This window comes from Thauera aminoaromatica S2 (assembly GCF_000310185.1).
Taxonomy (GTDB): Bacteria; Pseudomonadota; Gammaproteobacteria; order Burkholderiales; family Rhodocyclaceae; genus Thauera; species Thauera aminoaromatica.
Map to the genome: position 1 here is coordinate 1 of NZ_AMXD01000303.1, position 831 is coordinate 831.

The window sequence follows — 831 nt, forward strand, 5'->3', positions numbered from 1 at the left end:
ACAGCGCAGGCGCGCCAGGCCGCGCCTGCGCTGGCGAGTGCGGGGCCGGCCGATTCCAGCAGCGCGAGCGCGGGCAGTGCCTCGGCGAGGGTGGCCTCGAAGCGCCGGGCGAGTGCCGGCTCGCCCAGCACCTCGTACTGGCGCGCGCTGCGTTCGAGGTTCACGCTGCGTTCGCGGAGCTGACGCGCCGCGGCGCTGAGGGCGAGCGCGCGCTGCTTGTCCTCCTGGATCGCGCGCACGACCGTTTCCATGCCGCGCCAGCCGCCCGCGACGGCGGCGGCCAGGCTGGCGGTGATCAGCAGGAAGCTCGCGAGCAGGATGCTGCGAAAGGAGAGGTGATGCATGCAGGGAGGGGGTTGAGCATCGCAGCGGAGTGCTGCGCCGGGGTCGCCGAGTCTAGGACGGCGCGCGCGGTCGCAGCGTCGCGCAAGTGCAAGACGAAGTAAGCGGCGGGTATCGGTGTCGCCGCCGAGCGACAGCGGGGAGGCCTTGTTCCCCGGAGGCTTGCGCCCGATCTCGGGATGCGGTGTCGGGGACGGGCGACGGTTTCCCCGCGCGTGCGCCCACGTACCGCCCGGGTCGGTGCGCCAAGTGCCCGCAGGCAAAAGGAAAAGGTCCTTTGGCATGGCGGTTGCTGAAGGGGCTGGAGAGCGCAGCGCCGTCGCTGCGCCGGACTCCAGGAGAGAACATGTTCAACAAGCCCAATCTGTTCCACGGCACCGGCGAGGTGTCCGCCCAGCGCAACGCCCAACGCATGGCAGGCACGAACGTTGCCGCGGTGCCCGTGACGCCGCCGGCCGAAACCGGCGGTTCGGCCGCAGCGCGCGAGCC

Annotated in this window: 1 pseudogene; it reads right to left on the reverse strand. The window is 72.1% G+C overall.

Features of this window, described 5'->3' with window-relative positions:
- A pseudogene (locus C665_RS19745) lies at positions 1 to 344 on the reverse strand (two-component sensor histidine kinase); the annotation flags it as partial.
- Between the last annotated feature and the right edge of the window lie 487 nt (positions 345 to 831).